This is a genomic window from Arabiibacter massiliensis (assembly GCF_902386925.1).
GTDB classification, from domain to species: domain Bacteria; phylum Actinomycetota; class Coriobacteriia; order Coriobacteriales; family Eggerthellaceae; genus Arabiibacter; species Arabiibacter massiliensis.
The window spans coordinates 891,614-918,114 of the sequence record NZ_LR698996.1; the positions used below are offsets into that span (position 1 = coordinate 891,614).

General features: G+C 58.2%; 30 protein-coding genes and 2 tRNA genes. 10 read left to right on the top strand and 22 right to left on the bottom strand.

From position 1 onward, the window contains the following. The 8 genes from FX134_RS03845 to FX134_RS03880 form a co-directional block, all read right to left on the bottom strand. Complete coding sequence (locus tag FX134_RS03845; RefSeq protein WP_143412125.1) at window positions 1-555, bottom strand: hypothetical protein; 555 nt, start codon at window positions 553-555, stop codon at window positions 1-3. Between the two features lie 20 nt (window positions 556-575). Beyond that, on the bottom strand, window positions 576-1,007 hold the full coding sequence (locus FX134_RS03850) for a hypothetical protein (protein ID WP_080797838.1): 432 nt from the start codon (window positions 1,005-1,007) through the stop codon (window positions 576-578). 9 nt (window positions 1,008-1,016) lie between these two features. Next, window positions 1,017-1,286, bottom strand: a complete 270-nt coding sequence (locus tag FX134_RS03855; protein WP_080797841.1) for a hypothetical protein — start codon at window positions 1,284-1,286, stop codon at window positions 1,017-1,019. A 21-nt stretch (window positions 1,287-1,307) separates the two neighbouring features. Further along, on the bottom strand, window positions 1,308-4,739 hold the full coding sequence (locus FX134_RS03860) for an FtsK/SpoIIIE domain-containing protein (RefSeq protein ID WP_172623370.1): 3,432 nt from the start codon (window positions 4,737-4,739) through the stop codon (window positions 1,308-1,310). Window positions 4,740-4,952: 213 nt separating this feature from the next. Further along, window positions 4,953-6,110 carry a ThiF family adenylyltransferase gene (locus FX134_RS03865; protein ID WP_080797849.1) on the bottom strand — a complete coding sequence of 386 codons (1,158 nt, stop codon included), beginning with the start codon at window positions 6,108-6,110 and terminating at the stop codon, window positions 4,953-4,955. After that, complete coding sequence (locus FX134_RS03870; RefSeq protein WP_080797853.1) at window positions 6,107-7,087, bottom strand: Mov34/MPN/PAD-1 family protein; 981 nt, start codon at window positions 7,085-7,087, stop codon at window positions 6,107-6,109. Before FX134_RS03870 ends, FX134_RS03865 begins: the two co-directional genes overlap by 4 nt. After that, on the bottom strand, window positions 7,062-7,526 hold the full coding sequence (locus tag FX134_RS03875; protein ID WP_143412126.1) for a hypothetical protein: 465 nt from the start codon (window positions 7,524-7,526) through the stop codon (window positions 7,062-7,064). Before FX134_RS03875 ends, FX134_RS03870 begins: the two co-directional genes overlap by 26 nt. 11 nt (window positions 7,527-7,537) lie before the next feature. Beyond that, a complete protein-coding gene (locus FX134_RS03880) occupies window positions 7,538-7,729 on the bottom strand; it encodes a hypothetical protein (protein WP_080797856.1) in 192 nt (63 codons plus the stop codon). 845 nt (window positions 7,730-8,574) lie between these two features. On the opposite strand from FX134_RS03880, the gene FX134_RS03885 reads away from it, so the two are divergent. Genes FX134_RS03885 through FX134_RS03895 form a run of 3 tightly spaced genes read left to right on the top strand, consistent with a single transcriptional unit; the run spans window position 8,575 to window position 9,315 of the window. Next, entirely contained in the window at window positions 8,575-8,787 is a 213-nt protein-coding gene (locus FX134_RS03885) for a hypothetical protein (protein WP_080797859.1), read from the top strand. After that, the gene (locus FX134_RS03890; RefSeq protein ID WP_080797865.1) at window positions 8,784-9,032 is read left to right on the top strand and encodes a hypothetical protein; all 249 of its coding nucleotides are present in this window, start codon (window positions 8,784-8,786) and stop codon (window positions 9,030-9,032) included. Before FX134_RS03885 ends, FX134_RS03890 begins: the two co-directional genes overlap by 4 nt. Before the next feature lie 22 nt (window positions 9,033-9,054). Next, on the top strand, window positions 9,055-9,315 hold the full coding sequence (locus tag FX134_RS03895) for a hypothetical protein (RefSeq protein ID WP_143412127.1): 261 nt from the start codon (window positions 9,055-9,057) through the stop codon (window positions 9,313-9,315). A 239-nt stretch (window positions 9,316-9,554) separates the two neighbouring features. On the opposite strand, the gene FX134_RS03900 is transcribed toward FX134_RS03895, so the two are convergent. The 5 genes from FX134_RS03900 to FX134_RS03920 all read right to left on the bottom strand — a co-directional run bounded on the left by FX134_RS03900 (window position 9,555) and on the right by FX134_RS03920 (window position 12,725). Beyond that, the gene (locus FX134_RS03900) at window positions 9,555-9,986 is read right to left on the bottom strand and encodes a sigma factor-like helix-turn-helix DNA-binding protein (RefSeq protein ID WP_080797874.1); all 432 of its coding nucleotides are present in this window, start codon (window positions 9,984-9,986) and stop codon (window positions 9,555-9,557) included. A 347-nt stretch (window positions 9,987-10,333) separates the two neighbouring features. After that, entirely contained in the window at window positions 10,334-11,227 is an 894-nt protein-coding gene (locus tag FX134_RS03905; protein ID WP_080797877.1) for a DnaB-like helicase C-terminal domain-containing protein, read from the bottom strand. A gap of 340 nt (window positions 11,228-11,567) precedes the next feature. Then, window positions 11,568-11,885 (bottom strand): hypothetical protein, encoded by a 318-nt coding sequence (locus tag FX134_RS03910; protein ID WP_080797880.1) that lies wholly within the window; start codon window positions 11,883-11,885, stop codon window positions 11,568-11,570. A 383-nt stretch (window positions 11,886-12,268) separates the two neighbouring features. Then, window positions 12,269-12,496, bottom strand: a complete 228-nt coding sequence (locus FX134_RS03915; RefSeq protein WP_172623371.1) for a helix-turn-helix domain-containing protein — start codon at window positions 12,494-12,496, stop codon at window positions 12,269-12,271. 25 nt (window positions 12,497-12,521) lie between these two features. Beyond that, window positions 12,522-12,725: a helix-turn-helix domain-containing protein gene (locus FX134_RS03920; protein ID WP_232050832.1), complete on the bottom strand. Its 204-nt coding sequence runs from the start codon at window positions 12,723-12,725 to the stop codon at window positions 12,522-12,524. Between the two features lie 123 nt (window positions 12,726-12,848). On the opposite strand from FX134_RS03920, the gene FX134_RS03925 reads away from it, so the two are divergent. Then, a complete protein-coding gene (locus FX134_RS03925; protein WP_143412128.1) occupies window positions 12,849-13,832 on the top strand; it encodes a hypothetical protein in 984 nt (327 codons plus the stop codon). Between the two features lie 56 nt (window positions 13,833-13,888). Further along, window positions 13,889-15,136: a tyrosine-type recombinase/integrase gene (locus tag FX134_RS03930; protein ID WP_080797895.1), complete on the top strand. Its 1,248-nt coding sequence runs from the start codon at window positions 13,889-13,891 to the stop codon at window positions 15,134-15,136. A gap of 100 nt (window positions 15,137-15,236) precedes the next feature. On the opposite strand, the gene FX134_RS03935 is transcribed toward FX134_RS03930, so the two are convergent. After that, window positions 15,237-15,311, bottom strand: a tRNA-Ile gene (locus tag FX134_RS03935). Window positions 15,312-15,646: 335 nt separating this feature from the next. Between FX134_RS03935 and FX134_RS03940 the strand changes: the two genes are divergently transcribed. Further along, window positions 15,647-15,721, top strand: a tRNA-Val gene (locus FX134_RS03940). Between the two features lie 99 nt (window positions 15,722-15,820). Here the strand turns inward: FX134_RS03940 and FX134_RS03945 are convergent. Next, on the bottom strand, window positions 15,821-17,098 hold the full coding sequence (locus FX134_RS03945) for a tyrosine-type recombinase/integrase (RefSeq protein WP_080797899.1): 1,278 nt from the start codon (window positions 17,096-17,098) through the stop codon (window positions 15,821-15,823). Window positions 17,099-17,191: 93 nt separating this feature from the next. Beyond that, entirely contained in the window at window positions 17,192-17,734 is a 543-nt protein-coding gene (locus tag FX134_RS03950; RefSeq protein WP_080797902.1) for a hypothetical protein, read from the bottom strand. A 112-nt stretch (window positions 17,735-17,846) separates the two neighbouring features. Between FX134_RS03950 and FX134_RS03955 the strand changes: the two genes are divergently transcribed. From FX134_RS03955 to FX134_RS03965, 3 genes are all read left to right on the top strand, one after another. Beyond that, window positions 17,847-18,059: a helix-turn-helix domain-containing protein gene (locus tag FX134_RS03955; RefSeq protein WP_172623372.1), complete on the top strand. Its 213-nt coding sequence runs from the start codon at window positions 17,847-17,849 to the stop codon at window positions 18,057-18,059. Then, a complete protein-coding gene (locus FX134_RS03960) occupies window positions 18,046-18,312 on the top strand; it encodes a helix-turn-helix domain-containing protein (protein WP_080797908.1) in 267 nt (88 codons plus the stop codon). Before FX134_RS03955 ends, FX134_RS03960 begins: the two co-directional genes overlap by 14 nt. Window positions 18,313-18,477: 165 nt before the next feature. Further along, window positions 18,478-20,706: a phage/plasmid primase, P4 family gene (locus FX134_RS03965; protein WP_080797910.1), complete on the top strand. Its 2,229-nt coding sequence runs from the start codon at window positions 18,478-18,480 to the stop codon at window positions 20,704-20,706. A gap of 537 nt (window positions 20,707-21,243) precedes the next feature. On the opposite strand, the gene FX134_RS03970 is transcribed toward FX134_RS03965, so the two are convergent. Further along, window positions 21,244-22,872: a DUF6273 domain-containing protein gene (locus tag FX134_RS03970; RefSeq protein WP_143412129.1), complete on the bottom strand. Its 1,629-nt coding sequence runs from the start codon at window positions 22,870-22,872 to the stop codon at window positions 21,244-21,246. A gap of 288 nt (window positions 22,873-23,160) precedes the next feature. Here FX134_RS03970 and FX134_RS03975 point away from each other — a divergent pair, with 288 nt between their 5' ends. Beyond that, window positions 23,161-23,364 carry a hypothetical protein gene (locus FX134_RS03975; protein WP_143412130.1) on the top strand — a complete coding sequence of 68 codons (204 nt, stop codon included), beginning with the start codon at window positions 23,161-23,163 and terminating at the stop codon, window positions 23,362-23,364. 739 nt (window positions 23,365-24,103) lie between these two features. Here FX134_RS03975 and FX134_RS03980 read toward each other — a convergent pair. The 5 genes from FX134_RS03980 to FX134_RS04000 form a co-directional block, all read right to left on the bottom strand. Next, entirely contained in the window at window positions 24,104-24,352 is a 249-nt protein-coding gene (locus tag FX134_RS03980) for a hypothetical protein (RefSeq protein ID WP_080797913.1), read from the bottom strand. Between the two features lie 262 nt (window positions 24,353-24,614). Further along, window positions 24,615-25,061, bottom strand: a complete 447-nt coding sequence (locus tag FX134_RS03985) for a PH domain-containing protein (RefSeq protein WP_080797916.1) — start codon at window positions 25,059-25,061, stop codon at window positions 24,615-24,617. After that, entirely contained in the window at window positions 25,054-25,407 is a 354-nt protein-coding gene (locus FX134_RS03990) for a hypothetical protein (protein WP_080797919.1), read from the bottom strand. Before FX134_RS03990 ends, FX134_RS03985 begins: the two co-directional genes overlap by 8 nt. Before the next feature lie 4 nt (window positions 25,408-25,411). Further along, on the bottom strand, window positions 25,412-26,071 hold the full coding sequence (locus tag FX134_RS03995) for a DUF3887 domain-containing protein (RefSeq protein WP_080797923.1): 660 nt from the start codon (window positions 26,069-26,071) through the stop codon (window positions 25,412-25,414). Further along, on the bottom strand, window positions 26,068-26,409 hold the full coding sequence (locus tag FX134_RS04000) for a PadR family transcriptional regulator (protein WP_080797926.1): 342 nt from the start codon (window positions 26,407-26,409) through the stop codon (window positions 26,068-26,070). Before FX134_RS04000 ends, FX134_RS03995 begins: the two co-directional genes overlap by 4 nt. Between the last annotated feature and the right edge of the window lie 92 nt (window positions 26,410-26,501).

A 26,501-nucleotide genomic window follows, 5' to 3' on the forward strand; every position in this document is an offset into this window, starting at 1 on the left:
TCAGGCACCCCTTCCATCGGCTTTCCCCAGCTCTTCATCAAGCTTGCTTATCGCATCTGAAACCTCTCTGCGGCGCAAGATGTCCTTGACGATCGGGATCAAGGATCCAAGCGAGACGACGGCAGGCACGACGTTTCCAAGAGCCAGAGCTATGCCTGCGAAAAGCACGCAAACGACGATGGGGATCGGGCGAATGCATTTTCGCAGCTCGGCCTTCTTCACCTGCAGCTCGTATTCGATTGACGCCCTGGTCCTCGTCGGCCTAGAGGAAATTCTTGGCGTCGAGCGAGATACCTGCGAAGAAGAGACCGTGCCTGCCTCCTCGGACTGCGTTGAATCAGCCGCAGAATGCTGTCCCGCCCCCGGAATCGTCCCGATGTTTTCCAGTGGCGAGGAAGGCGGGGTTCGCGCCACGCTTGCAACCGGATATTCTGGCACTGAGGCTGGAACGTCGAGGCGTATGCTGCCATCGTCGCCGATTATGGAATTTTGACCTTGGAGAGTCTCCCCGTCAGACGAGATGATGGTTCCATCTTCGCCAATGCGTATCACCATGTAGCACCCTTGCCTTGTCGTCAGTATCGCTTCGTAAGCACTTTGTCCGCCGAAACGGAAGGCTCCGCATCCGCGCCTTCAAAAGCAGGAAGACCGTAATACTCTTCCAAGGCCCTCCCCAGCCGGCAAAGATAGGCTTGGGCGCTTTGGGAGCCATCGTCCGCTGAAACGTCTCCGATCAGGAGCAAAACCCCCTCCTTTGCAGCCCGGTATTCAAGAAGCGCCTGTTTAACGCCGCTTAAAAACCGCTTTGCCCGAGCACGCTCCTCCTCGCTCGACGCATTTGAATCCACTCGCTCGATCGCTTCCGCAATGATGAACCCTATTTGATAATCGGCCTCTTCGATAATGCTTGAGATTTCCCTCTTGCTTTGATTCAGCGCCTGCTCGTAAAGTCCCGTACTATTCCGGAAACTCCAGATCGCATTCGCATTTTCAACGATTCCCGTCATGGCTTTTCACTAGAATCGGGTGCTCAGATAGTCTTCGAGCTTCATTTTGAGCAGTTGTAGGGAGGTGATGCATTCGCTCAGTTTCGCCTGATTGCCGCTTAACTCCCTTATCGCCTCATCGATGACAGCGCCGAGTTTTTCGTAATTCGCATCGTTCCATTCTTGGCCTATTGCGGCATAGTCGCTTTTGAGGGCGGCGATGATCGCCTGCTCAGCTTGCACTCCCCTTGTTATGTTCTGGATCATCCTCGCCATCGCCTCTGGTGATGAGTGCGCCATGATTCATTCCTTTCTAGTCGCTTACGCCAATGAAATCCTGTAAGGCTTGAACACGCTTGGAGGGTTGACGCCGTCCGAGAAAAGGGCCATGTTCGAGCGGATCGCCTCGATTTGCGAAAAGGTTCCGTGGACGATCCGATCGGCATCCTCGCCGCTTAACGCGAACACGACTTTGTCCTGAAGCTTGGGAACCAAATCGTAGATGCGCTCTTTTGTGGCGGCAAAGTCCGAGGATGACACGACGACGTTGATCCCATACGAGTATCCGCTCATAAGGAGCTCCTCGAGTTTCTTGAGCCTGCTTGACGAGGTGCCGTCAACAGGTTCCACGCTTGCGATGATGTCGTCGAGGATGGAGGAGCATGCGCTTTTCTGGCCGTCAAGCGTCTTGTCGAGATAGGATTCGTCGCGACGCTCGAACACGGCTTTGAACGCATCGATCCATTGGAACTCGTTTATCACGAGATGAACGGTGTGGCATCTCCTTGCGATTCCTCTATTGGCATCGTCGCGCCTTCGAATCAGAAGGCCATAGAGCTCATCGAGGAGCTTGAGAACCTCGGCATTGCTGCGAGCCTGCTTTATCGATCCGTTCCATTTCGCACCGACCCTCGTCACCGCGTCATCGCCCGACTCGCCGACAAGCGAAAGCCCGTCGCATACATACACGCTTGGATTCGCAGCCATGGCCGCGAGTTCGTCAGGATCGGAAACCATCGGCACCGCCCGGAGGGCAGACAGGATGTACGAGGCCACGATCCTATCGAGCATTCGACGGTCGGAGCCTGCAACAAGCAAAGTCGATCGCCTGAGACGGTTCACCTGCAGAGTGATCGGAGGGCCGATTTTAACGGCCTCTCCCAAGAACACAGGAACCGAGGTGAAGGGCTCGTTGGAATCGGGGGCGTCGAAACCTGGACAGCTCAAGATGTCCGGCACCGTGTCGCTCCTGAACACATGAGTGGTCGACGACGGCTCAATAGCCGAATACCGCGATTCGATTTCGGAAAGCAGGGCAATTCGCTCCTCTTGTGCGCAAAACACCGCTCGGAAGGATTCCGGCGCGTTTTTCAGGTCGTTTTCCGTGAATACGCCGCTTCCCTTCTGATTGCCCATTTTTTCATAGGCCTCTCTCCCGAATATGCTTCCGAACAGCCGCTCCGATTCGCTTTGAGAGCATTGGAGGCCGATTCGCACATGTATTTCGTCAAGCGTCGACTGGGAGACGCTAAACGAACCCGAGCGCAATCGGGACAGGGTTTGAGTCGACAGGAGAAAATGTATTCCGTACGCGCGGGCGAGCGAGACGAAGTCTGAAAGCAACACGGCGCATTCACGAGCCGTGACGCGATCATGATCCTCATTGAACAAAGTTTGGAACTCATCCATGATCACCAAAATGCGCGGCATCGCCTTCCCCGTCGCGGCGCGGTAGTCTTCGAGGTTCTGAACTCCCGCATCGTTGAACAAGCCGCTCCTCTCCTCCATGCGATCCCGAAGCTCAAGCAGGATGCTGTGCCCGAACGCTTGCAATGCGTCCAATGCAAGGAGGCGAAGATGGGGGATGCGAAACGAGCTATAGACGTCGAACTCTATGCCGCTCTTGAAATCAAGCAGGTACAGTTGCAATTCGTCAGGCCCGTATTTCAGAAGAGCGCTGATGATGATCGAATGGAGAAGAGAGGACTTCCCCGATCCCGTCGAGCCGATCAGCAAGCCAAAATGCGATATGCCTATACCGATCTCCGGGCCGAATTCGAGTGCGACACGCCGTCCCTCAGGACTCTTTCCCATTGGGATAGACAAACCGTTCGCCGAATCGCCCTCGAACCAGGACGCACGAGGAAGAACCGACTCAAGACCGACACTTTGGATTCTTTGTCGCCTTACCTGCTCTTCAAGCCTCGGAATCAACGTCGCCACGTACCGAGCGTCAACCGGATTGCGCACCATTTTGATTCCGCCGTCCAGAACCATCCCGACGCCGTCTTCCGACCACTCGACTATCGCTTTGGAGCATGAACCTAGGAGGCTCGCCGCTTCGTCGATCGCTCCATCATCGATGTCTAGGGCGAGAAGTATATTCACGCCGCAAGCCGATCCGTTGCGGACAATGCTTTCGATGTCCTCTCGCATTTGATCGGTGATGAAACGGACAGGCATAACTGCGCAGATTGTCATAAGCGGCAAGGAGGCAGTCTCGACATCGGCATTGAATTCGAATATGTCCTTATATCCGATGAGCAAGCGCTGAGAACGGTCGTTTATAACGGAAACAGCGTTGCCGAAAGCATCAGCTATTGCCCTTCTCTCTGTCAACACCCCTTCGCCGAACACTTCCGGCAGACTCTTTGCCGCAGCCAAAAAGGGTTCGAATGCATCCCGCTCACCTGTCGGATTCATCAACACGAAGGTTTGCATCGGGGCCGTGCTAATCTCAAGTTCGGCAACTGCGATAGAAGCCATCGCCGCCTTCGTTTCCGATGCGTCTCCGCAAAAGAACACACTTGAGCGCTCAGCCCGGTCAAGCAGGGCAGGCGCAATGACAAATCCATTCGAGTACCATACGCCAAACACGTCCCGAAGCGCGGTATCAACCGGCGCCACCTTCCCGACGAAGGGCCAGCTCTTTATCTCGCATTCATAGCTGCCCAGCGAAACGTACTCGCACATCGTTTCAGGGCAAGCCTCCGGATCCGGGAGCACCAAGCGCTCAAGGTCGGAGATGTCGGAAACCATGCGGGGCGAAATGCGCGCCGCCACCTTCTCCGCGAAATCGGCGGCAACGCGCAAGATGTCCTCCTGCTCGCGCTCGTCAATTCGAATCAGAAGAGCTTCCGTTTCCTCTCTCGCAGCGTCCACGAACTCGGCCTCGGCCTCTTCGTCAGCAACGGCTCCAGACATCTCCAGGCCGCTTGCGATTCGCTCCGCACCCTCAAGTATTCTCGCGCTCGAATCCAAGACTTCGCAAAACTCCGTATGCAAGCGTTTCGCCTCGCCGCTCAACGTGTTGGCTATGCCTACGAGCCCTCCCGTGCCCGTTATCTGCCGATAGATTCTTTTAGCATCTTCGCTGAGCGCATAGAGTCTACCTTGGCATTGATCGAGCGTTTCCGCCTCAAAGGGAGGGACGGGCATCGCACTTCCCATGTGCCTGACGTAAGCACGTGAGTACGCGCTTGATTTGGAAATCGCCTTTTCATGCAATCCTCTAATATAGGAAGCCCAATCCCGGCACTTTCCCAATGTCGCAGCAAGATCAGCCGCGCGTCTGCTCCGCCGCCTATCGGCTTCGCCAGCAGCATGTTCGACGCTCTCGTCAAAAGATGCTTCCACCTCGCGACGCATCTCGTCATACGCTCTTGATATGCCGTCGATTCCATCAAGGCATCGCGTGATATCGTCGTTGAGCCCGCCGAGGATCATCGGTATGTCGGCAAGACGAAAACCCATCATCGCACCTCAACCCCGTACTGGACCAGAGCTTCCAGGGAGCGATCAAGAGCCTCGAGCGCATTGATAAGATCTGCGCTCCTGCGGCATGCCGGCACGACGAACCTTTCCCCAACCTCAGAGATCTTGGGATCGCCGGCGCTTGAGGCTTCGAGCGACTGCCACTCAGCGAACAATTCCCTGAAGGCTATGTAGACGTCGTCCCTACAACGTTTAATCGAGCTCATCGCCCTGCCCCCCGTTGTCATGGCATGAGCACCCAGGCCGAAAGCTGACTTCGAGCGATGTTGTAACCTGGAGCGGATAGCTGAATATCTCTGCCATGTCGCCCCCAATAGCCGGATTGTCGGTATTGCATACCAGCGTGTATTGCCGAAGCGTCGGAAAAAGCCTCGCCGTGTACCCTTCGTTCCCGATGTTGAAGATATCGAGGAGCAGCTTCACGCCAACGATGGAGACGAAGTCGACGTCGACGGCGATGCCCGGTTCGAATCGCACATCGGACAATTCCTCTTGCGTTGTATAGAGTCGTCGGCTCGTCGAGTTTCGCCTGGACAGGGATCCTTCACCCAAAGCGCATTTGTAGCAGGGCATATTGCTTTCAGGAAGCCAGTAGAACACCTCCCCGGCAAAGGCACGTTCCCAAAACCCGATGCTTAAAAACGGAGTTCTGTAATAGACGCACAAGGAGTTGACATACACATCAGCCTCCCTGTTGTCAGCACAGCCCACGGCAATGCTTTTTCTCTCGCCAAGCCACTCGTCGAGCGCTTCTTTGGAAACGTGTTCTGCAAGGGTTGCAAACGTCTGCACATGGGCAAGAGGATTGATGTCAAGAATACGCCGCTTGACCGCATCGACTTTGTATTCTCCGACTTCTCGTACCCCGCATTGATGACGGCAGACGTTATGGTATTCAATGACATCGTTGTCAACGAGCGCAAAGTTGCCCACACCGGAGCGGGCGAGCTCCAATGCAACCAAGCTGCCGACCGATCCGCATCCGAAAATGACTGCTCCCCTTTCACGCATGGCAGCCGATTCGAGTAATCCGCTGTTGCGAGAAAAAACGTTCTGCACGAGGTCGTATGCTTGGATCTCCAGCTTGTCGTCTCCATGGAACATGACAAGCTCGCCCTGCCTCCAAAATCCAAAAAAATCGTAGCCGTTTTCGTCGAGCTCGACCTCATCCCGGGCAATCAGTCCACGGCAATTCCCCTCGATTGCCATCGCCTTCGAATATACGTTCAAAATACCCGACGAAGGATGAAACATCCCGATCGCTTCTCCGGTGTATCTGCCTTCGATCATATCGCTCGGAACGAGCACTTTGCACAGGTTCCGCCTTGCGTCGGACGAGAGCACGGTCATTCACCTTCCTCAAGAGCTTCGCGCAACAGGTTCGGCCGGTATCGATACGATTGCCCGTCGAAGGCAAAAAGGATCTGCCCATCCCCCTTCGGCTCGATCGCCTCGATAAAGCCATGCCTGGATGCATCGCCATCAGTCAACTGCAATTCCAGCCTACGATCAGAATTGACATGCGCAACCAGTTCGAGACCGCGCGATTCGAGGAATCTCACATCCGGCTCGATTGCCGCGAGCACCAAACCGAAGTCATCCTCATCCCAATCGTCGACCGATCCGAATTCGCGATTGGCCATGTTCGCCATGCTGCGACGCGCAAGATAGGAACGCAATGAACCCTGAGCATCACCGGACGAAAGAACGCTCGCGAGCTCCCCCGAAAAAGACCTGGCAAGGCGGCCGGATGCCGCTTCGATTTGCCCGATCCTCTCGTCGACATCTGCATAAGCCGCCTGATCCTCGTCGTTCTCCCGTTCGAGAACGGCATATCGAACCTTTCGGTACCGTAGAGGATCGAGGGTCACATGGTATACCGTCAGCCTGAAGCTGGGATCGATGTTGACAAGCGCAGAAACAGCTCCAACATCGTTGAGCTGCGCATAGCTAGCATTGGTGCCGTCATCCGTAGAAGAGAACTGATCGAATGAGCCCGGATGGCGATGCCAAAGCCCTATGAGGTCAAGCTGTCTTCCATATATCCTCGACACTTTGTTTATGAGGTGATTGACGTATTTCTGATCGTACTCGAAATAGGCGACTTCGAATCTCGAAAGAGGACCAGGATCGACGCTTTCAACCACTTGCCAAATCCCATTGTCGTAGTACCCCAGGAACACGCCGCCCGTCTCTGTTTGAATCTCGCTTAGAACCTCCGAGAGCAGCGAAGCGTAGGCACGCGCGGAAAAGACGACCTCGATTTTGTCGCCCTTGCCGGACCTACCATATTTCCCAATCCTAGTAAGTATGGTTGAAGACTTCATCGCCGATAGACCCTTCCAACCATTCCTCAACGATGAATATCCATTTCGCAGCCCAACCCAGCGCCTTAGCGGCAGAGGTCGCAGCAGCGCCGGAGTCAACGTCTTCAGGGCGCGCCGTGCACATATAGAGATCGCCGTTTGCATCACGCAGCACATGAGGCAAACTACCTGCCGCTCGATACAGTTCGTTAAGGTCAGGCTTGACTGAGTAGACGCGCAACGAGCCGCCGTAGGTGTTGTTGTGCGGATGGTTGTGATCGTAAACGACCATGAGTGTCCATACTCCGCCAGATTTACCCCGAGGATTCAAATCACCAACCCAACAAAGCCTGCCATCGTCGAGCTTATCAAGCCTGAAATCAGGAAAGTTTTCCTTCATGGCGATTTTTTCAGCTTCAAATAGCTGTGGGTTCCGTTCAAACCAATAAAATCCGGCCACAATATGCCTCCCTACGCAAGTTTGCCTTCTGGCGCTTTCAGCGTCTTGCCCGCGAGGGCCTCTGGATCAGTCGGCTCGACAACTTGCCCGGAGTTGGTCACGCGAACGTCTTCGCCCTTGCGAAGGCGTTCGGCGATTTCGCGCCGCTTCGCCGCAGCAGCATCGACATCGGCAGCGAGAATCGCTTTCGGCACAATGATCATAGGATCTCCTGCTCTCTCAAAGTCACCCCTGCATCACCGAAAAGCAGTTCTAGACAACGCCTTAAAAAGGTACGCTTTTTGAATAAGGGAGGATTCGAGGGCGCTTCGGCCAAAATTTTCGCCGACAGAATCGCTTTCCTGCGGAAATGGACGCTTCGAGCGGTTATAATCTTGACTCAGAGACAGACCGAAAAAGCGTACTTTTAGAAACTGCGCCGTGCTTTTCTCTGCACGAATATCATATTCATAACACTTCACTGTTTGACCTTGCGACCTCCCTCAGCAACCAGCCAACTAGTCCCTGTAGGGGGCACTTAGCGACATGCTGACCTCTGCTTACTTAGCCGTCAAAAGGGACCTTAACTTGTACTGATCGCAGATATCGCGCTGCGATTTTTATCTTATTCAGTGCAAGTGGAACGTGAGAACGTCAAGCATCGTCAGACGGAAAGAATGGATACTGCTCACTCCCTGTCCCATTCGCTCGCGGTTGTTAAAATGACGAGCGAGAATAACGAAACAAGGATGCAAATACGAGCTATATTCGCAGCACGTTGGAACCGGTGTCTTATTGGACGCAACGTCAGAAGCAGACGGTTCGGAAGAACCTAAAATAAAGGTCATCGAGCCAGTTTGCCCGATGACCTCTGTCTGTCGTGGTGGGCCCAGCAGGACTCGAACCTGCAACCAAGGGATTATGAGTTGGTCATAACCGCAGTTCAGTAGCACTATTTAGCTATATCTACGTGTGAAACGGCTACAGGTAGCAATACCTGAAAACATCTAGAACGATGAGCATTTGCGGGTGATTTGCGGGTGGCCTCCAAAAGAGAAGGAGGCGCGGAATGGAATACGTTAGCAAGGACGCGAGAAGGCTCACAGACGACCTTTTCAATGCGTGGCGGGCGGTGCGAAACGTCGTGGAGCTTGACGAGGTAGGCTTGTACCCCGGGCCGCTGCCGGAGAATACGCGGGCGATGCTCAACCGTTGCGCCTCAGAGCTGTCCATGGCGATGGCCGAGCAGTCGGCCCGCGCGAGGATAGGGGGCGCGCTATGAGCGGTAAGAAGAGCGAGGAGCGCGAGGGCATGCCCCTGTGGGTGGTGGACGGCCTCGTGGACACGGCGGATGCGGTGGGCGGCCTCGCGCAGGCCATCGAGTGCGCCACCGTGGCCGTGGACGCGGAGAGGTGCGACCCCGGCGACTTCATAGAGGGCACGCTGGACGTGCTGCTGCTGGCTGCGGAGGACGCCTATGAGCGCCTGGCGAGGCTGCGCGATGCAGCGGAGGGGGCGCTGGCGTGAACGCGGCGGAGAGGGCGTCAGCTTGAACGCGGCGCACAGGGGGCTTTACGACGCCGCAGGCATGGCCGGGCAGGAGGCGGGCACGCGCGAGGCCATCCGGGACGCCGCGACGCTCGCGGCCCAGGCCGCCAGCGTCGCGCTTGTCCGTGCGCTCGCCCTCGATGCGACGGCCAACGGCGAGAGCGGCGCGGAGTGCGGTGCCGGGGAGGTGATGGCGGCCACGTCGCGGCTGGCCTTCAAGTGCCACGACGATATAACGGCTGCCATGGGCTTGCTGGGGTGATAAGGCGGTTTGCTCGGAGCGCGCCCTGCTGCCACGCAAGGCGGCGGGGCGCTTCGTCTTCGGGGGATGGATGCGGAAGAAGGCTCCCGCTCCACCCCGGCGATCAGCCCAGGTGGCAAGTACGCCTTCAGGAGCTATGACGCCATGCACCGGATCGCTTTCCAGGAAAATTTCTCGGCGGGGGGATGGGCGCTATGCCGCCGGGGTCGCCTCTAGGGCAGGGGGAGGGGATGGCCCCCTCACTCGCCCCGCCCTTCGGCCAGCACGGCGTCCAGGGCCGCCAGGGAGTCTCGGTGCAGGCTGTACGCGCGCCGCTCGCCGTAACCCATCGCAGCGGCTATGTCGCAATACTCCCGCCCCTCCAGATAGCGCATGTTCAGCACCTGCTGATGCCGCGCGTCCGGCAGGCGCGCTATCACGCCGCTGGCGAAGCGTTGCAGCTCCACGTAGTCCGCGAGCAGCCCCGCCAGATCGTCGCGGTAGCGTTGCAGATCGCCCACGCGCTCGGCCAGGCTATCGGCGTGGCGCAACCCTCCCACGCGTTCGCGGGCCGAGTCGAGGCCGTGAAGCCCCAGAAGCGCGTCGGCCTGCTCCACCTGCTCGGAGGCGTGCCTGATGCGCTCCTGGAGCCTGCGGGCGTCCTCCAGAAAGCCCCTTGCGGTAGGTGCCATGAATCTCCTTTTCCGTGTGGTATCATTCGCCTGGGTCGGGCCGGGGTGAGAGCTTCGGCCTTCTTCGCGCACAGAAGAAAAACCGGCGGGGAGAAATCGGCTCTGGTGCTTGCGGGGAGCTGCCGGGGGCCGGCTGAAAGACCCCCTTGGCCCCCTCTATTGTGCATTTCTCCGGGCGGACGATGACGCGCCGCCGCCAATCCTATCAGGTGATTCCTCCCTGGCTCCGCGTGATGAAGCAGAAAGTTTTTGGGATTTAGGGCGTTTTCTGCGCGCTGCCAACCTCTGCGCCCGTTACTCCTGAACGCCTGGGACTTTTCGACCCGCCCCTACCCGCTTCGTAGCGGTCACGAGAGCGCCCTTTCCATGAACAGGCTCTCGGATGCCTTGAACACCAGCGGCACGTCTCCGACGCTCCCGAACCGGTTCTTCCTCACCGAGAGCGTCACGGGCCGCGCATCGAGCTTCGCGTTGCTCTCGGCCTCGTCCTCCGTGTCGCCGTCTACCGAGAGGAACATCACGACTGAAGCACCGTACTCGATATCCGACGAACCCGCGAGCGCGTCAAGCGCCCTGCTGCCGCGCTTCTGGCGATTCTTGGAGCTGATGACCAGTATCGGCACGCGGTGACGCTTGGAGATAGCGCACAGCCCGCGCATGTTGGCCGTGTGGTGCTGGTAGTCCGTGGCGCTCGGGTTCGCGCCGTCGGGCATGATCTGGAGGTAGTCCACCACCAGAACCGGCTTCGGCTCGCATGGGTCTAACCCGGCCTCGTAGAGGGCGGCCACCTCTTCCACACTCGCCTTGTCGTCGATAGTCGCGACGTTCGGGGCGATCTCTAGGCGGTAGGCTTCAATGGCTCGCTCGATAGCCGATAATTTGTCCTGGTCGCCGTCGCCCATGCGCATGACCTCGCGGGCGGTGAGGGGAAGCCCTCCCATGTCCCGCTGCGAGGTGAGGCGGGAGAGCGACTTCCCCAGTATTTGGGGCGCGCCCATCTCCATGGAGAGGAAGACCGCCTTGCGGCTCCCGTAGCAGGCCACGTAATCGGCGATCTGCAAGGCCAGGGTGGTCTTGCCCGCCCCCGGCTCCGCCGCGAGCACGTACACCTCCGGGTAAAGGCCGCCGCCCAGGATTGCATCGAGCGAGGGTATCCCGGTGCCCCCCACGGGCTTCATGCCCGACATGGCCGCAATCATCGCGTCCAGGCGCTCGTCGTTCCATGCAAACCCCTCCATCATCGCTCATCCTCCCTTGGAGCCGGGCGCGCCTCCGTGCGCGGCCCGGCGGCGCTACGACCTGAAACGGCACTCCTTGCCGATCCCTCAAGCATGTTTCCCCCTCCTGTCTGCTCCCGACGCGCGGCCATTGAGGGCCGCGCTGGTCGCTGCTCTTATACTGTTCTTGTTCTGTGTCTCGTATTCGAGACTTTTCCAGCCTTCGAATGAGCGGTGTCGCAAACCTCTGACCCGGCCCTATCCTTTTGTTTTGTCTCATATCAGATACTTTTCGGAAAAGTCTCGAATATGAGACTGTTAGCCAAGGCTAAACAGTCATGAAAACAAGACTGGTTCGCCGTGGTTAACTGTCCGGGATACCGGGTTTTCGAGCCGCCACCGGTACCGCCATGGGGAAGCCATAGACGTTGCCACCGCGCCCCTTCTCTTTCGTGAGGAACCCGGCCTCGCATAGCCCGCGAACGTCCGCGAAGACGCGCGGGCGGCTCTTGCCGGTCTTCTCCATGAGCAGCCCTGCGCCCACCGGCGGCGTCCTCATGGTCTTGCGGTTGCGCGTGGTGGCGAGCGCGACGTACACGGCCATCTGCGAACTAGTCACGCGCGGGCACACGGCGTCGAACTCGCGCTGCGAGAGGTAGCACCCCGCCTCACGCCCCGCCATGGCCGATCCCGTCCCACAGCTCTCTCACCCATGGCTTGGGCTGCGGAACGAGGCGGGGGAGGCGCATGGCTTCGAGCGGGGTTATCGGCAGGCCCTGGCGGTGCCTGCTCCAGATCGCCGTATCCCTCGCGGATCGCTCGCCGGGGGTAGGCTCCCGGTCATGCTCCAGCGCCGCGAAGTATCGCCCGCAAGCCTCCAGCTCGCGCCTCCTGCGCTCCCTCGCCGCGATCTCACGTGCCCTGCACCTCTCCTCGGTCGGGTGCGGAAAGGGGGCGTCGTGCGCGGCTCTCGTGGTAGACTGTCTGCTGGGCGAAAGCCCGTTTCCTGGCGTCCGGTCAGCCGTTGCTTTCCTAGGGCGTGCGGCTGCTCCGGGCGCTTCCGCGCTATGCTCCATGGCTTCCTCCCATCGCATATTCGATGAACCGGCACTTGGGCACGAACAGACGGCGGCCTATGCGGCACCCGGGGAGGCGTCCCGTGGCTATCTCCGCGCGTATGGTCTGCTCGGACACGCCGGTGAGGCGGTGCATATCCTGCACGCTAAGCAGCTCCGGCTCTCCCGCGAGCATTTCCGGCACGTCGGCGGGCGGCTTCTCGGAGAGATACACCATGCGGCAACCTCGCGGCTGTTCCTGCTTAATCAGTGGCGCACTCATTTTCGCCCACCTCCTCGAACAGCTTGGCAGGGTCGCCTTCCCATCCCAGCGCGTCAGCTATGCGCTTGCTGCGGTGGGGGTAAGGTGGCTCCTTCCCGTTCTCGATTCGCGACATACAGCTTTGATTCACGTCTGCGGCGCGGGCCAGCTTCGCTTGGGAAATGCCCAGCTTCTGGCGCTCCAAAACAACTCGTTTCATTCTTCATCACCTCATTACCTGTTGACCGTTGAAGCCGTTACGGGTATATTGTAGCAAGAAGAAAACACTTATTAGAAATTAACTGTTAATACGAAGATTTGAGGACAAGTGTTAAAAAAGGTCATATCACTTGCTGCAATGGACGAGAACTTTGCATATTTTAGCGTGGGTTGGTGCGATCAAGCTTTTTCTCCAAGAGACGCGGCTGTCGATCTTATGAAAGTGAGAACCTGGACTGACTTGGTGCGATATCTCGAAAAGCATGCATCCAATAGAGACGTTGCGTGGTTCTTTCCTGATGATGGATGCGACTCAGACAAGGTCTTTTCTAGAGCACCGGAGTTTGATAGCGCAGGTTTGGGAAGACCTCTTCAAGATGTTCTTTCAAAGGACGGCATGCCGGACTACTGCGATCATATAAACGAATTAACTTGGCCTTACTACGTTGTTAGCATTCGCGAGGTGATTCACCTAAGGGATAGCTTACGCGGCTTAGCTAGACTCGCCGCAGTGGCGCTTGGGAGTCCGTATTATGGCCGTCTAATCACGTTTGAAGAATTGGACAACGGGAGAATCGAAGGATGTATTAATCCTGAAACTGCGGGTTGCACGAGGCATGGCCTGATTGACGAGGAACTTGTATTAGGAGGAAGCGCGCCTGTCATCCTGGGAAGCAGCATCGGAGAATTGTACCTAGATGGCGAAACCTTCATTTTCGATGAACGTGCGATAACCCGCGAAGACGCTACAAAGATCGCTTGCGGCCACTTCGCTTCGCGCGTGATGGGCAGTATGGGGCAGTCAATCGATCTCGAAACCATGCAATTGCCCGACCATGTCGGTGAAGAGGGAGGCGGGTACGGTTTCACCCCGGAAGAAGGCTTCTTCTATCACGACCCCCCTTCCTCCGTCCCCTGGTGGGAAGGCATATCGAATGAGGTGGTTTCGGCAATCCTGCATGGGCGGGTTGCCGTATGTGAAAACTGCAAAACCCCCTTCATTGCTGAACGCAAGGGGGCAAAAACCTGTAGCCAAGCATGCAGGACGGAACTATGCATCAAGCGAAAGGTCGAAGCCAACCCCGTCCGCTGACCCGGGCGCGTTGGATATAGCCGTTCACACGTAGATCAGCGAAAGGAGGTAAGACCATGGCAAATGGAGACGGAAGCATCATCGCGCGCGGGCGCGGGGTGTGGGAAGTTCAGCTGTCCTTCGGCAAAGACCCGATCACGGGCAAGTACCGCAAGGCGACGCGCACCGTCCACGGCACCAAGGCCGAGGCGCGGAAGGTTCGCGACAAGATGAAAGCGGATCACGACAACGGCTTGCGCATCGATTCTGGCAAGGTGACATTCCGTGAATTCGCCGCAACGTGGACGGAGGCGCGGAGGACGGCGGGCACGGCCAATGAGCGGACAATCGAGAAAGACGCGCAACGCCTCGAATTCGTCTGCTCGTTCATCGGAGACGTGCCGATGAACGCTATAGACGCGCAGGCCATCGAATCGTTGTATGCGGCTATCAAGGCGCGCAGGATCGAACAGGGCTACAGCTTCGGCAACACGACCATGAGGTCATACCACGTCCTCATAAAAAGCGTGTTCAAAAAGGCCGTGAATTACGATTTGATACTACGCAACCCATGCGACCGTGTGGAAGCGCCGAAGGCCGACGACCCCGAGCGCCGTTCGCTCGCCGTCGATGAGGGCGCGCGACTTCTCCGGTGCATCGACGAGGCGGAAGCTGCGGCGTATCGGATGCTCGACGAAAAGGAAGCCCGCCAGACCGAGCGCGGGAACCTTTTCGGAAGAACCTACCTGCGCGGCTTGTCTGTAATCGGGTATGCGATGACAGCGAGAATCGGACTAGCTACAGGCGTGCGGCTTAGCGAACCGTTGTTGCTCATATGGAAATACGTTGATTTGGATCAGTCGTGCATATTCATAGTCAAAGCCAAGACCAAAGCGGGCGTGCGCCGAATCGCGCTGGACTCGAAAACAGTTGAGCATCTGCGCATGTGGAAAACTCGGCAAGCCGTCGAGCTTCTGAAGATAGGCGTGCGGCAAAGCGACGCAACGCCGGTCGTGTGCTCCGCTCGGGGCACCTTCTGCAATGTATGGAACTTCGAGCATTGGTGGAACGATTTCAGGGAGCGAAACGGCTTCAGTGATCTGAAATACCACGAACTGCGCCACACCCAGGCCACCCAGCTGCTTGCCAACGGCGTGGACGTGAAGACGGTGCAGACGAGGCTCGGACATTCCGACCCTTCGCTGACTTTGAAGTGGTACGCCCATGCGTTGCCGGAAAACGACGAGAAGGCGGCGCATCTGGTAGGCGAATTGTTCTCGACGGAGCCGGAGAAGCCGCGCATCATCGAGGTCAAAACAGCCTGATTTTGCGCGGTTTGCGGGCGATTTGCGGGAAGAGCCGCGAATCAGCATTGAAAAAAGAAAAGGCCACCGAGCATTTTAGCCCGATGACCTGCGGTTTAGATGGTGGGCCCAGCAGGACTCGAACCTGCAACCAAGGGATTATGAGTCCCCTGCTCCGCCATTGAGCTATAGGCCCGCGAAAACGCTTTGCTATTCTAGCCTAAAACGGCCGGAGCTGCCAAGGGAACCTTGCGGATTCGGCCAATTCGCAGAAACGCGACCGACTCCCCCATCTGAGCGAACGAAGCGAGTCGAAGGATCCCGCGCGGTGCCAACCGTGAGACTCACTGCTGGCGCCGTACGGGATCCTTCGACTCGCTGCGCTCGCTCAGGATGACAGGAAAAGCGCGTTTTCGCGCTCGCTCCCTAGCAGACTGCCAGTGGCGCGCTCGAAAATGGCGAAAATTAGGGCTTGCGCTCATTGGGGATTGCCGGTAGAATATTTTCTCGCGTTACGGCGCAGTTTGAAACGGTCGCTTGGCTCAGCGGGAGAGCATCGCCTTCACACGGCGGGGGTCACAGGTTCAAATCCTGTAGCGACCACCATGAAACCAGCAGGTCATCGGTGTTTTTGCCGGTGGCCTTTTTATTTGCCACCATCCTGAGAATGTCGCTAGGACACAATCAGGACACAACGGACAAGAATCAAGCCGTCTTCACCTTCAAAATCGGGGTGCTTTCTGGCCTAGTTGCGAATAAAGTTCCCACCAATTGCGCCGCTCGCTCGTCGTTCTCGGGAATCGCATGGGCGTACCAGTTGAGTGTGAGCGATGCGTTGGAGTGGCCGAGCCGGGTCTGCACCGTCTTCACATCCACTCCGTTGGCAAGAAGCTGTGTCGCCTGCGTGTGGCGCAGCTCGTGGAACTTCAAGTCTTCGAACCCGTTACGCACGCGGAACTGACGCCACCACCGCTCGAAGTTGTGGAGGTCGATCAAGCCGCCTTTCTCCGAGCAGCACACCGGCGTGCCATCGTCCTGCCTGATGCCGATTTTCAGCAGCTCGACCGCTTGGCGATCCTTCCACTGCCTAAGATGCTCCGCTGTGACGGCATCCACGAACAAGCTGCGCACACCAGCCTTGCTCTTGGGCGGTTTCAGTTCGCCGTAAGACGTAAGCGACTGGCGAATATGGATGCACGACTGGTCGAGGTCGATGCACCCCCAGCACAGCCCGAACACCTCGCCGCGACGCGCTCCGGTGGCAAGGCCGATACGCACGGCGAGGATGTTGCTGATGATGTTCAGCCCTCGCAAGTAGTCGCGTCCGAACAGGTTGCCGCGCTCGGTCTGGCGGGCTTCCTTCTCAGACATATCGCTATAGGCCGTCGCCTCCTCCTCGTTTATGCAAGACAGCAGCCGCGCACCTTCTTCGATGGAAAGGGAGCGGCGTTCCGGCTCGTCCTTCTTCGGCGCTTTGACGCGATCGCATGGGTTGCGCATGATCAGGTCGTAATCGACTGCCTTTTGCAGAACGCGCTTCAGCGTGCCGTGTATCTGGTTGAGCGTGGTTCCGCTATAGCTCCCTCGCTCTGCTGTCTTGTCGCGCCTTATGGCCGCGTACAGCGATTCCACCATTTGGGGCGTTATGTCGCGCAACACGGTTGAACCGAGGTACGCGCTGATGGTGTTCAGCTCGTTGCGCTCCCTGTCAAGATGCGTTTTCCCTATCTCACCGGCTGCGCAGCGTGCTTCGTGGTATTGGTCGGCGAACTCCGCGAGCGTCAGCTTGTCTGCATCCGCACGCAGCCCGCTCTCATGCTCCTGCCTGATCTGGTCGCGCACCTTGCGGGCCTCGACCTTGGTGCCGTAGACGTTGCGGGAGACCACCTTGCGCTTCTTGGTCACCGGGTCGGTGCCGAAGTCCACGCGCACGCGCCACACACCACGCCGCACTTCCGTTATGCTCCCGTCTCCTTTTGCCATGATGCTTCCTCCTTTCTGCAATTCGCACTTGCTTGGCTATATCCAACACGCCCGGTCATCGGGCGGGGTTGGTCAGTCCTTGCGAGGCTCGGGCTAATCCTGCGCATCAGGCCCGTAAGTCTCCGCCAGGTAGGTCTCTAGCGCGTTATGCCAGTCGCTGTCAGCCTCCCCGCTGTCGAACAGCTCCGGACGGTCGTTGGCGAGGTCGTTCGCTTTCTCGCTCAGGAGCGCGCGGGCTTCCTCGGCTGCTGGCATGTGCTCAAGATCGCGCGCATCCCGCATGCCAGTCCTTTCCGCCCATGCCTCCTCGGAGTTCTCCTTCTTCCACTCGTCCGGGATGCCGTCGCCGCCAGCTATCTGCTTCCACGACCGCGAAGTGCACATATCCGTAACGTCCGGGTAGAACAGAGAATCGCTGACCGCAAGGTTAAGGGCCATGAACTGGCTCGCGTCTGGTATTTGACGGCCCTGCTCGATCTTGTACAGAATGTCGCGGCTCATTCTCACGCGCGTGCGTCTCCAAACGCTCTCGGCGAAGTCCTCGGCCTTCTTGTAGCCCATGTCTATGCGCGCCTTGCGCACGAGCAAGCCGTACAGCTCCCAGTCAAACAGCGCTGTGTCTAGCTTCTTCACCATTGCAATTCTCCTTTTGTTAGTCTATATTGCTAATATTGGACTTGACTGCTTCTGTTAGTCAACATTATAGTACGGGTCAGCAAGAAGTCAAGGATACGAAGAAGGAGGTATCGTGAAGCGTTTGGAGTTTCTGCGACGCGACAAGAAGCTGTCCCAGCGCGAGCTTGGAAGGCTCGCAGGGGTCAGCGCATCGTACATCTGCAATGCCGAGAGTAGGGGGCTGATACTGTTTCCGAGCCAGGCCCAGAGACTGGCGCGCGAGCTAGGGTGGGAAGGCGATGCGTCGGAGCTGTTCGAGGAGGTGAAAGCAAATGAAGTGCATTAGTGGCGAGCCGTTGCCCTTCATGGCGCACATGGCGGGGCAGGTCGAACTGCTCGCGAGTTATCCCGACCTTCTCACGGTCAACCACGTCTGCGAGCTGACGGGCCTCAGCGCCCAGACCGTGCGCAAGGAGATCAATGAGGGGAGGTTACCCGGCTTCCATATAGGACGCAAGCTGTTCATGTCGAAGCAGGGCTTCCTCGACTACATCAAGGAAGGAGGTGGCGCACATGTCCCGCATGTCGTCGCTAGATAAACCAGCACCCGCCGCATGCCAGCTAACGGGTGCCGTCGTAGACAAACCAGAGAAGGAAAGCCTACCCGTATATGATAGCACGACGCTCGTGCACGCCGGACGAGGGGCGGCGCTTCGCAGCCGACACGGCAGGATCACGAAGACCACGAAGAGCGGAGGCGTGCTGTGAACGCCTACGAGAACAAAATGATGGATGCGGCACTGACCTACGCAGAGCTTGGCTTCGCGGTCTTCCCTCTAGTACCTGGCGGCAAAGAGCCGTTGGGCAATCTCGCCCCGAACGGCTTCAAGAACGCCACTAAAGACCCGGCGGAGATCAACCGCATCTGGGAATCGGAGCCAAACGCGAACATCGGCATAGCATGCGGGGCAGCGTCGGGTGGCCTTTGCGTGGTCGACGTAGACACCCACAATGAAGACGGCAAAAAGTCCTTGCGCTCGTGGCTGGAAGAGAGGGGCGCGACCCTGCCCGAAACCGTTACCGCCAGGACGGGAGGCGACGGGCTGCACTACTACTTCCGAAGCGACGAGGCCTGCAAGTCCAGAACCGGAATCCTTCCGGGAATCGACGTCAAGGCCGAGGGTGGCTATATCGTCGCGCCCCCGAGCGTCCACCCGTCCGGAACCCCATACGCATGGGAGGAGGGCCGCAGCCAGCTCGAAGCACAGATAGCAGAGGTTGATGACGTGGTGCGCGCCCTTGTCGAATACCGCGCTCCCAAAGGCAAAGACGAGGGGGGAGACGCTGAAGACGGCAAGGTTCACGAGGGCGGGCGAAACGATGCCCTGGCCTCGCATCTAGGCCATTTGCGCCACTTTGGATATGGCTTGGAAGAGCTGATCAAAGAAGCCCTTACTTACAACGCCAGCACGCTGGTTCCCCCTTTGGACGAGGCCGAGGCCGTCGGCGTTGCCCTCTCCATCTCCAAGTACCAGGCCCCGAAGGGAAGGGTGCAAGCCGACCAAGAGCTGCTTGACAGACTCGCAGAGCTGCGACCGGAAGACGGGGGGCGCTACGGAAGCACAGACCAAGGCCGCGGGTACCTCTTCGCCGACGTGTTCAAGGACAAGGCGAGGTACTGCCCGGAGCGGAAAAGCTGGTATGTCTACGACGGAGCGCGCTGGAAGCACGACGCCGGTGCGCTAGAAGCCGGTGAACTTGTCAAGGAACTAGCTAACGCGCTAGCGCTGCACCGGTGTTTCCTGAACGCCTCCGAAGCGGAGCTGAACCGGCTCGATGCCGAATGGAGCAAGTGGCAGAAGCGCAGCGTCCGCGACACGATCTTGAAAGACGCAGCTGGCGTGCATCCCTTGGCCTTGGCCGAGTTCGATGCGAACCCGTACCTCTTGAACGTGGAGAACGGCACGCTCGACCTCGAAGCGGGCGAACTGAAGCTGCATTCGCCCGCTGATCTGATCACAAAGCTGGCCCCCGTCTCCTACAGACCCGACGCCGCGTACCCCAGATGGGGACAGTTCGTCAGCGAGATAACGGACGGTGACGAGGAGGAGGCGCTGTTCTTGCAGCGCTGCTTCGGGTACGCCCTCTCAGGTTCGACGCATCACGAGGCGATGTTCCTCCTCTACGGTCCCACGAGCCGCAACGGCAAGAGCACCTTGGTGGAAGCCGTGCTCAACGTCCTCGGCGACTACGGGGCGGTCACCAACCCAGAAATGCTCAGCACGGCCCGGAGCACGGCGGGCGGCATGAAGGCGACCGAGGACTTGGCGAGGCTCGATGGCGTGCGATTTGCAAGCGTCCCCGAGCTTCCGAGGGGCATGCGCCTCAACAGCGCGACCGTGAAGCACTGGACGGGGTCGGACAGTGTGAACGCGAGGTTCCTTAACGAGAACTCCTTCGACTACAAGCCCCAGTTCAAGCTCTTCGTCAACACCAACCATCTGCCCACGGCCACGGACGCGACGCTCTTCAAGTCGGGCCGCGTGGTGGTCGTGCCCTTCACGCGCCACTTCACCGAAGCCGAGCGTGACCCAGAGCTGAAACGGAAGTTCAGGAGCGAGGAGGCCATGTCGGCCATACTGAACTGGCTGCTCGAAGGGTGGCTTAGCTTGCGGGCCGAAGGGCTTGCCCTCCCCCCGTCCGTCGCGTCGGCGACCGGCAAGTACGCCGAGGAGAACGACGTTGTGAAGCGCTTCGCGGAAGAGCGGCTTGAAAAGGATGCTGGGAACGCCGTCGCCACTTCCGAACTGCTCAAAGCTTTCAACGAGTGGGCGCGATCCAACGGAGTAGAGCAGTCCAACGCCAACTCCTTCAAAGGCGAGCTAGAACGGGCGGGCTTCCAGGTGATGCGCCGTAGACCGACCAGCATTACCAACCCCGTGAACTGCGTGCTGGGCTTCAAGATCAAACAGCCCAACTCTCTTCACCCGTAACACCGTGCCACCCTGTGTCATCTAGATACCTCGTTACTGGTTTTTCATTTTGAGTAGCTAAGAAAGGTAGGTGGCACAGGGTGGCACAGAACCGTAAAAAAACGGCCCTAGGAAGAACTAGGAGTCGATCAATACAGCCAGCAGGAAGTCGCACCTTAACAACAGCATAATATCCCGCAAGCCTTTGCGACAGCGTACTCTTTTCAGGGTGTTTAAGGCATCCTCCCAGCCCGGGTGAAAGACTATGTCATAGCTGCGCGTCGTGTATCGCCATGAGAATGAAAGGCCAACCGAAGAACAAAATGAACAAAATAGTCCTGAACAAACGTGATCCATTAATACCGTCATCCTCGACCGCGAACCAATGCCAGAACCTATGAGCCGCCCTGCGAACCAGGTCAGAAACTATCGCACTTCTCCTGCTAGATAGTGAAGACCGATTCGGACACATCAGGCGATCTCCTTTCTTTTGAGAATTGCGACAACGCGTCTAGATATAGCGACCTTCGTAAAGAATGGCGGTGGAGCGCAGAATTATTACATTTCGCTTAGCCAATCTCCGAGGGCTGCGCTAGTGACTTTCACCTGACTATTGCTCCTTATCTCGATTTCCGGAACCCCCTCGTAATCGATTACCGTGCCCGTTATCTGAATTGTGTAACCTACAACTGCGGAAGAGTAAGTCAGTTCTTCATAAACGCTTCCGGTAAGTATGTCTTCGTACCAGATTATTGCGGTGAACCTATTGATGTCGGGAAAAGCGTTGCCCAGATTGAGATAGAAAATTTCCGAGCCACCATTATCAATCCCGCCATTGAACTGGTAACGGGCGACTTCAACAACAGTTCCCTCAACCGTTACGGTCTGGCCTATATAGTTTCTCGCATCGCTCCAATCAATGGTTTGTTCTTTTGGTTTGAGCCCATACTCCCTTATGTTGTACTCTTCTTCAGCTTTATCGACATCTCGTCCTGTCTCCATTCCGTCGACAACGCCAGCAGGAACCTGAGGTTGGTCGGATTCGATCGGCGCATTAGCGGAAGAATCACCTTGCTCCGATTCAACCTGAACCCATAAAGCAGGACGGACCCCTCCAATGCTGTTTCCGTCCATGCTCACACTAGTGCCTGTTATGCCGTCATCGAAGATTCCCTCTCCAGTTCCCAAACTGCCATTTGCTCCGACGAACGTCGCTTTGAAAAGGTCGCCGGGGGTGCGCAGCCACCACGTATATCCACCATGCTCCTCTGCATCCGTCACCGGATCAACGCCATATGCTTTTCTGATATATGAGCGAGTTTCCCCTTCCACCAGTATTTGCGCTCGCCTGTCATCGTCGGATGAAAAATAGGCATTAGCTTCATCAAGCGAGAGCAAAAACACCGTATCTTCCGTGTCATTCCCCCCGTCGGTGTCATACACAGGGTTGTCGCCATTTGTCACTTGAACGGGGATTGCGACTGACTTTACGCTATTCGGCAAACCGTTATAGAACTCTCCATTCAACCAGCTTCGCACATCACACGTCTCCCATGTAACGTCGGCATCTGTGTTGTGGTACCCTCGCAGCTCAATAATGTCATTAGCAATTAGAAGTGCTCTGTCATCTTCGATGGCAAGGACTCGCCACTCTATACCTTTAGAGAAAGCATCACCGAAGCGAGGGTGAAATTTTGCTTTACCAAGGTAAAGGTGATCTCCTACCGTTACTTCGGAATCAACCGATGCGCCGAGCCTGTTTTCAATGTGCCCCTCGATAGAAGGGTTGAAATTGTAGATACCCAAAAAAGTAAGGGCTTTTTGGAAAAGCGAGCCGTTTCGGGGAAAGAGAAACCCATACGGGTGCTCATGGCTTCCATCAAATATAAGCTCGGACGAATCAATGATGCATCCCCGCGCCCCGACTTCGGCACCAATCCCTTCAGGCATATGTACTTTTATAAAAAAATTCTTTGGCGATGCTTGAACTTCGTAGATGACTGTATCGTAATCAAGTTTTTCAACAAGCGTTATGTTAGCAATCTGGCCTTTTAATTCATCGTAGTCGTCCAAGGTGCGACCAGGTATTTCTATTTTTGCAGGAATGAAGATAGACGCAATCAGGACAACTATCGCGAGTCCGATTATATAAGACTTGTACCTTTTCCAGAAAGTCTTCTTCGCCATTGTTCCTCCCATGCTCTGCACGTGGAATATCAGGAGAATGCATCAGAAAAGGTCTTCGGCGACCTACTCAGGAGGACATCCACCCGTGTCGCCAGACAACCATTGATACGCAACGCGTACAAGGTGGGCAGATGCCCCCCTGCATAGACGTTGCGCAAATGTTCGGTTGTCTGGCTGGTCGAATAGTAACACATGGAAGTTGGCGGGGCCAACACAACCCGCTGATCGGCTGGCGTTAGCTATGTGTGCGCGAGTAGTCCGTAAGCATGATGAAGACAAGGAAGCTGCATGGCGCAGAAGAGCGGACGCGCAAAAGAAGAGCGGTTACGCGTGGCGATAAGTTACCTGTTTGGTGCCATTTACACGCGCCCGCAACAGCCGCGCGGAGCTTTGAAATTCTTGAAACCGCCCCAAAATTTCGCAGGGGAACTTCCAGATAACCATTTATCCATTTTATCTAATATACCTATACCCCCTCCCTATAAGACATGAGGGCAGCGAAGGCGTTGATGCGTGCTGCCGACGGTGGGGAGGATGGAAGATGACGCGCAGCGGCGAACCTCCGAACCCCAGTGAGGAGCGCTTCATGCGCAGTTCGGCGGCTCGCGGTTGCGTTCTAAGATTTCAAACATCCCGAGGCTACCCAAGCGCCCGCAGCAAGTCCCTTCGCGCGCACCGCCGCCTCGCTCCTGCCCGCCCGCCTACCTGAAAACCCGTGCAGTGAAGGGGGCGGTGACGCGCCCACTCGCGGCTGGCTCACCGACAGCGGCGGCCCCGACGATGCCGAGAGGAACGGATTGCAGCCGTTTCCAGGGCAGGGGCCGCGTCAGATGGACTGAGACGGCTGCGACCCCTAGACAGCGCCTGCAATCGGTTCGTATCGGCTGCAATCGGCGTTCAACCCGCTTCCCGCGCACCCCGTTCGCCAAGTGCATACGCCGCTGAATCTCACCCCCGTCCCTCCGCGCCCATCTATGGACAGCTGCGAGCACGGCATTTGCTTGGGATGCCTAACACTCGCACCTGACCACAGACGGGCGCTGCCCGATGCGGCGTTTGCAAGCTGGGAGAGGGAACGGGCAAGCCCGCCCGTATCCCATCCCTTTGCGGGGGCGGCGCTCAACATCGCCAAAAAGAAAGGGCGGGTGCTCACCTCTTGCGAAAGAGCGAGCGCCCGCCGAATCGGGAATGTGCGGCGAAGCCATCCTGCGAACCCGCCGCACGTCTCGGCCTATTGTTCGTCCTCGGCCTTGGTCAGCTCTAGGAGCGCCGTAGCTTCCTCACTTGCCGCTCGGGCGGCTTGGAGAAGGACGGACATGGTTCCCTCTATGTACTCCGTGCAATCTTCCTCCGCTGATGCGACGGCCACGCTCACGCATTCCAGCACTTCGGCAAGACATGCCACGGAGCACTGTACATCTTCGATACTGTCCGCTATCTCCATGGGCACGTCTGCCCTCACGTCTCCGTTCCTGCTCATTTCGATCTGCCTCCTTCGGTTGGAGGCCACCCGCAAATCACTCGCGCTCTTGCCTGAAAGCAGGACACAATCAGGACACAACGCGCATCATCCTAGGCATTTTTACCTGTCGTTACTTATAGCCAAAGCAAGTGTAAATCACTCTAAATATGCCTATTCATCTGGCCTTTTATCTGATTCACACGGCGGGGGTCACAGGTTCAAATCCTGTAGCGACCACCATGAATTCAAAAGGCCTTCCTTCGGGGAGGCCTTCTTCATGTCAGCGACGCGCGGCCCTGCGTTCGATCTGCGTGCCGGGATTGCGCCGGGCGAGCTCCCCGAGGAAGCCCTCCTTGTCCTTCACCGCGATCATCACCTGGTCGTAGCCGGCGGTCAGCTCGATGCGGTCGGCCGATGCGGCCAGCGAGGCCAGGACGCTGCGCGTCTCGCGCGCCCGGTTGACCTTGGCGACGGGGAACGACGCCCTCTGCAAGCCGAACACGATGGTGAGGTTGCCCCCGCCGTCGAACTCGACGAAGGTGCGTGCGGCCATGGGCACGAGCACGAGGTCGCAGATCGCGAGGCAGATGAGGCCGATCGCGGCGCCGACGGGCTCGGATTTCGCGAGCGTCGTCACAACCATCCCTGCGAACAGCAGGTTCGTCCCCGCGATGGCCGCATAGAACCAGCCGTCCACCTTCCCCGCGAAGCGCCTCGGCTCACCCACGGTCCGACCTCCTCAACAAGCGCGCGTACTGGCGCAGCTGCAGCACGATGAGCACGACGACGCCCGCCCCCGCGCCGACCGCGACGGCGACGAGCGCCGCACCGAATCCCTCGCCGACCGGCGCGTACGCCCGCGCAACCGCGCACCAGAGCGCCACGGCCACCAGGCACACGGCCGCCCCCGAGAGGCGCGCGCTGCGCCTGAGCTCGGCCTCGCCGGGATCGAGCGCGAGGAAGCTCTCTCCCCCGGCGAGGATGCGATAGCACCGCTCGTTGCCCGCGAAGACGAGCGCGCCGAACGCGAAGATCGCGAGCCCGAGCGCGAAAGGCACGACAAGCTCCATCATGCGCCTACCTGAGGTTCAATCCCATGATCTTCATGTCCTTGTTGAAGGACATGGTGAACGTCACCGTCGCGTTCTCATAGTTGGCGACGAATTCGACCACGTCGAGAACCAGCCCCATCTGCTCGATCTGGGTCGAGTACGCGTTCCCGTACGACTTGAGCGGGCCCCAATCGTCGCCGAAGAGCGCATGGGCGTCCGCTATCACGGGCTCGGACAAAGCCTGGGCCACGCTGGGGTCGAGCATCGGAAGGAACGCATCGTAATCGTTCGCGGCGATAACCTCGGCCGCCTCCTGCGCCTTGGTGACAAGCGCCTGCTCGGATGCACCGGAGCTCGTGCCCACAGGCGCCGTCTTCGGCGCCACCCACCATGCGGCCCCGCCGATCACGGCTGCCAGCACGATCACCACGGCTGCCGCGATGGCGATCATCTTGGTGCGCTTGCGCTTCCTGCCGGCGGCGAGCTCCTGCTCGGAAAGGCCCTCGTTGAACTCGGCGGCCACTTGGCGCGGATCGCCCAGGCGGCGCTCCACCTGCTCCCAGCCCTCGCCCGCTTCGAGCGCGGCGGCGATGTCGGCCTCGAGGTCGCGCACGAACTCGTCGCGGCGCGCCTTCGAGCACGAAAGCCGCTTCGCGACCGCCTTCACATAGGATTCACGATTCATTGCTCCTCCTCCATGATCGACCTCACGTGACCGTCGAACTCGTTCCAGATGCCGCGCATCTCCTCAAGGGCCGTGCGGCCCTCGCCGGTGATCGCGTAATACTTGCGCGCGGGCTCCTTGTCGGCGCGCGCGGCCAGGCGGCTCTCCACGAGGCCGCTGTCCTCCAGCCGGTAGAGGATGGGGTACAGCGTGCCCTCCTTGAGCGAGATCGCGCCGTCGGTGCGCTCCCGCAGCTCGGTGATCAGCTGGTAGCCGTACTTCTCCTCGCGCACGAGCAGCTTGAGGACGAGCATCTCGAGCGCGCCCTTCTTCACCTGCTGTGCGAACCGCTGCTGCATCGGCTTCCCCGTCTCTTCTACCTTCGCAATGCTAAATATAGCTGATCTGGATGTTCTTGGCAAGATGGACGGGGGCGTGACAAAGGGACGGA

What these genes read in the sequence shown, in the direction of transcription:
- FX134_RS03845 (WP_143412125.1), bottom strand. Translation starts at nt 555, where the DNA reads ATGGTGATACGCATTGGCGAAGATGGAACCATCATCTCGTCTGACGGG.
- FX134_RS03850 (WP_080797838.1), bottom strand. Translation starts at nt 1,007, where the DNA reads ATGACGGGAATCGTTGAAAATGCGAATGCGATCTGGAGTTTCCGGAAT.
- FX134_RS03855 (WP_080797841.1), bottom strand. Translation starts at nt 1,286, where the DNA reads ATGGCGCACTCATCACCAGAGGCGATGGCGAGGATGATCCAGAACATA.
- FX134_RS03860 (WP_172623370.1), bottom strand. Translation starts at nt 4,739, where the DNA reads ATGGGTTTTCGTCTTGCCGACATACCGATGATCCTCGGCGGGCTCAAC.
- FX134_RS03865 (WP_080797849.1), bottom strand. Translation starts at nt 6,110, where the DNA reads ATGACCGTGCTCTCGTCCGACGCAAGGCGGAACCTGTGCAAAGTGCTC.
- FX134_RS03870 (WP_080797853.1), bottom strand. Translation starts at nt 7,087, where the DNA reads ATGAAGTCTTCAACCATACTTACTAGGATTGGGAAATATGGTAGGTCC.
- FX134_RS03880 (WP_080797856.1), bottom strand. Translation starts at nt 7,729, where the DNA reads ATGATCATTGTGCCGAAAGCGATTCTCGCTGCCGATGTCGATGCTGCT.
- FX134_RS03885 (WP_080797859.1), top strand. Translation starts at nt 8,575, where the DNA reads ATGGAATACGTTAGCAAGGACGCGAGAAGGCTCACAGACGACCTTTTC.
- FX134_RS03890 (WP_080797865.1), top strand. Translation starts at nt 8,784, where the DNA reads ATGAGCGGTAAGAAGAGCGAGGAGCGCGAGGGCATGCCCCTGTGGGTG.
- FX134_RS03900 (WP_080797874.1), bottom strand. Translation starts at nt 9,986, where the DNA reads ATGGCACCTACCGCAAGGGGCTTTCTGGAGGACGCCCGCAGGCTCCAG.
- FX134_RS03905 (WP_080797877.1), bottom strand. Translation starts at nt 11,227, where the DNA reads ATGATGGAGGGGTTTGCATGGAACGACGAGCGCCTGGACGCGATGATT.
- FX134_RS03910 (WP_080797880.1), bottom strand. Translation starts at nt 11,885, where the DNA reads ATGGCGGGGCGTGAGGCGGGGTGCTACCTCTCGCAGCGCGAGTTCGAC.
- FX134_RS03915 (WP_172623371.1), bottom strand. Translation starts at nt 12,496, where the DNA reads ATGGTGTATCTCTCCGAGAAGCCGCCCGCCGACGTGCCGGAAATGCTC.
- FX134_RS03930 (WP_080797895.1), top strand. Translation starts at nt 13,889, where the DNA reads ATGGCAAATGGAGACGGAAGCATCATCGCGCGCGGGCGCGGGGTGTGG.
- FX134_RS03945 (WP_080797899.1), bottom strand. Translation starts at nt 17,098, where the DNA reads ATGGCAAAAGGAGACGGGAGCATAACGGAAGTGCGGCGTGGTGTGTGG.
- FX134_RS03950 (WP_080797902.1), bottom strand. Translation starts at nt 17,734, where the DNA reads ATGGTGAAGAAGCTAGACACAGCGCTGTTTGACTGGGAGCTGTACGGC.
- FX134_RS03960 (WP_080797908.1), top strand. Translation starts at nt 18,046, where the DNA reads ATGAAGTGCATTAGTGGCGAGCCGTTGCCCTTCATGGCGCACATGGCG.
- FX134_RS03970 (WP_143412129.1), bottom strand. Translation starts at nt 22,872, where the DNA reads ATGGCGAAGAAGACTTTCTGGAAAAGGTACAAGTCTTATATAATCGGA.
- FX134_RS03975 (WP_143412130.1), top strand. Translation starts at nt 23,161, where the DNA reads ATGGCGCAGAAGAGCGGACGCGCAAAAGAAGAGCGGTTACGCGTGGCG.
- FX134_RS03980 (WP_080797913.1), bottom strand. Translation starts at nt 24,352, where the DNA reads ATGAGCAGGAACGGAGACGTGAGGGCAGACGTGCCCATGGAGATAGCG.
- FX134_RS03990 (WP_080797919.1), bottom strand. Translation starts at nt 25,407, where the DNA reads ATGATGGAGCTTGTCGTGCCTTTCGCGCTCGGGCTCGCGATCTTCGCG.
- FX134_RS03995 (WP_080797923.1), bottom strand. Translation starts at nt 26,071, where the DNA reads ATGAATCGTGAATCCTATGTGAAGGCGGTCGCGAAGCGGCTTTCGTGC.
- FX134_RS04000 (WP_080797926.1), bottom strand. Translation starts at nt 26,409, where the DNA reads ATGCAGCAGCGGTTCGCACAGCAGGTGAAGAAGGGCGCGCTCGAGATG.